Source organism: Thalassobacter sp., from assembly GCF_982993085.1.
This window is the reverse complement of sequence record NZ_CEZFMW010000224.1, coordinates 1-2,370: the sequence shown is the minus strand read 5'-3', so window position 1 is coordinate 2,370 and position 2,370 is coordinate 1. Positions and strand designations below refer to the sequence as shown.

4 protein-coding genes are annotated in these 2,370 nt (G+C 54.2%); 2 read left to right on the top strand and 2 right to left on the bottom strand.

What is annotated here, in order from left to right; genetic code table 11:
• Positions 1 to 190: 190 nt before the first annotated feature.
• Together AC4GMC_RS18235 and AC4GMC_RS18230 are read right to left on the bottom strand one after the other, a co-directional pair.
• Positions 191 to 748 (bottom strand): thioredoxin family protein, encoded by a 558-nt coding sequence (locus AC4GMC_RS18235; RefSeq protein ID WP_487876438.1) that lies wholly within the window; start codon positions 746 to 748, stop codon positions 191 to 193.
• Positions 749 to 781: 33 nt separating this feature from the next.
• A complete protein-coding gene (locus AC4GMC_RS18230; RefSeq protein WP_487876437.1) occupies positions 782 to 1,522 on the bottom strand; it encodes a cytochrome c biogenesis CcdA family protein in 741 nt (246 codons plus the stop codon).
• Between the two features lie 83 nt (positions 1,523 to 1,605).
• Here AC4GMC_RS18230 and AC4GMC_RS18225 point away from each other — a divergent pair, with 83 nt between their 5' ends.
• A complete protein-coding gene (locus AC4GMC_RS18225; protein ID WP_487876436.1) occupies positions 1,606 to 1,968 on the top strand; it encodes a hypothetical protein in 363 nt (120 codons plus the stop codon).
• An 18-nt stretch (positions 1,969 to 1,986) separates the two neighbouring features.
• Positions 1,987 to 2,358, top strand: a complete 372-nt coding sequence (locus AC4GMC_RS18220) for an ArsR/SmtB family transcription factor (RefSeq protein WP_038008165.1) — start codon at positions 1,987 to 1,989, stop codon at positions 2,356 to 2,358.
• Positions 2,359 to 2,370 lie beyond the last annotated feature (12 nt).

The window sequence follows — 2,370 nt, the reverse complement described above, 5'->3', positions numbered from 1 at the left end:
GCGATGGCCGCTGCGGCCAGAAATGCAATTTTCATGCGTCCTCCCTAGGTCGATTCATTGCCCTTATAGGTTGCACACTACGGGATACAATGGACGCAACGCAATATTAAATTCAATAACTTGAATTTTTCTATTTGTTTCGCCTACGCAGAAACTATCGCAATATTCTTTTCGCGCCCGCAGAAAACCCTTAATTTTGCTCAGCAAATTTTCGGGCATGGTATTTTTGAAAGGGCTCATCTCCGGCGTAGCCTTGCTCAACAACCCAAGTCAAAAGATTAAGCGTCGTCCACCGCCCAAACGCGCCCGGCATGTGAACAACCGCAGCTTGTGGCGCAGACATGGGGTCTTCAATCGCTTGGGGAAAGAAATAGAGACTTGGGGTGAACAGAGCGCCCCACCGTTTGACCATGTCCTTTTCCGGCAATGTGGTGCCGTCAAAATCGGTCACTTCAACATCGCCGAACATGTTAATTTGCACCACAAAGAAATGCTCTTCGATGTAGTCAGCAACCTCGGGCACAACAAAGACCTCTTCGTGCATCTTCTTGCAATAAATGCAGCCGCGTTGCTCAACCAAGATCATCAAGCGTTTGCCCTCTGCCGTGGCTTCGGCAAGGTCCTCGTTCAGATCCTTGAACGTATCCCGCATCCAAGGGGCTTTGTGCAGGCCATCATCACCGATGTTTGCCGCAAACGTGGACGTGACAAAAACGCAGGTCCAAATCAATGTTATCAAATATTTCATAGGCTTTCTCCTACTTAATGGCTTCAGAGCGCATCAACCCAGCGTGCCAAACCACGGGATATGCACCAGCATCCAATTCGCAATAATGTTGATAGAGTTGGTGGCGATCAGAACGCCGAACAGGATCAGAAAGGCTCCCATGAGCTTTTCCATCAAGCCAAGGTGCCGCCGAAACCGGGCCATCCATGCCATGAACGGTCCGATAAACAGAGCAGCAGCAATGAAGGGCAGCGTCATACCAAGCCCATAGGTGAACAGCAGCCACGCCCCCTGCCCTGCGGTGTCTTGCCCCGCTGCCGTGAACAGGATCGCGGCCAGAACCGGGCCAACGCATGGCGTCCAACCAAAAGCAAATGCCAGCCCGATCACGTAGGCTCCTACAAAGCTGACGTTCGATGTGCTGCCCGCGTCCGCGCGGAACTGCCGGTAAAGCACGCCGATACGCATAACGCCTAGGAAATGCAGCCCCATCGCGATGATAATCGCCGCCGCGACCCACCGCAGAACGTCAAAGTATTCACGCACCATCCCACCAAAAACGGTCGCGGTCGCACCTAGACCTACAAAGACTGTGATCACCCCCAACGCAAAGCAACACGCCGCCAAGACCGCGCGGATACGCACCGCGCGCGACACTTCTGCTTGGGCCGAAATCTGGTTCATACCGACGCCGGCAAGGTAGCTCAGATAAAATGGGACAATCGGCAAAATGCAGGGCGACAAAAACGACAGCAGGCCTGCGATCAGCGCGCCGAAAAGGGTAACATCGAACATGCCGCAGGGGTCCTTGCCTTGTGATATTCAAACATTAGATTATGATAAGCTGGAGATTTTCGTCAATAAGAGCCGCGCACCCCATGCTCAAACCATTGGCCTTTTTGCTTTTTACTTTGCTGCCACAAACCGTTGCAGCCGATGTCCGGCTGTTCATGGCCGAGGAACACGGCTGCTATTGGTGCGCGCAATGGAATGAGGAAATCTCTCACATCTACCCCAAAACGCCCGAGGGCCGCACCGCACCACTGGTGCGCTTTGACCTACGCGGCGACACCCCAGACGTGGCATTCGTGCGGCGCGTCAGCTTTACGCCGACCTTTATCTTGGTCCAAGACGGCGTTGAGGTTGGCCGGATCGAAGGCTATCCGGGTGAAGATTTTTTCTGGGGATTGCTCGGCAAATTGTTTGATCGTGCAAATATCCCTTTTGACGAGGCGGGCTGATCGACTATGACACCCAACATGACAAGCCAAGCCGACACCTCTGCGAGCCAAGCCTCGCGCCTGCCCGTCTTTGACGCGAACACCTGCCCGGACGATATGGAACGGATGATGGACAACGCCCAGCGCGCGTCCAACTTTCTGAAAGCGATCAGCCATGAGGGCCGTCTGATGATCCTGTGCCATTTGGCATCGGGGGAAAAGTCTGTAACGGAGCTAGAGGAATTGCTTTCCGCGCGCCAAGCGGCCGTGTCACAACAACTGTCGCGCCTGCGCCTAGAGGGGCTTGTGACCCCGCGCCGTGACGGCAAAGCGATCTACTACAGGTTGACAGATGATCGCCCCAAACAGATCATGGAAGTTGTATACGACCTATTCTGCCGGGAGGATTGAGCCAACAAGCCC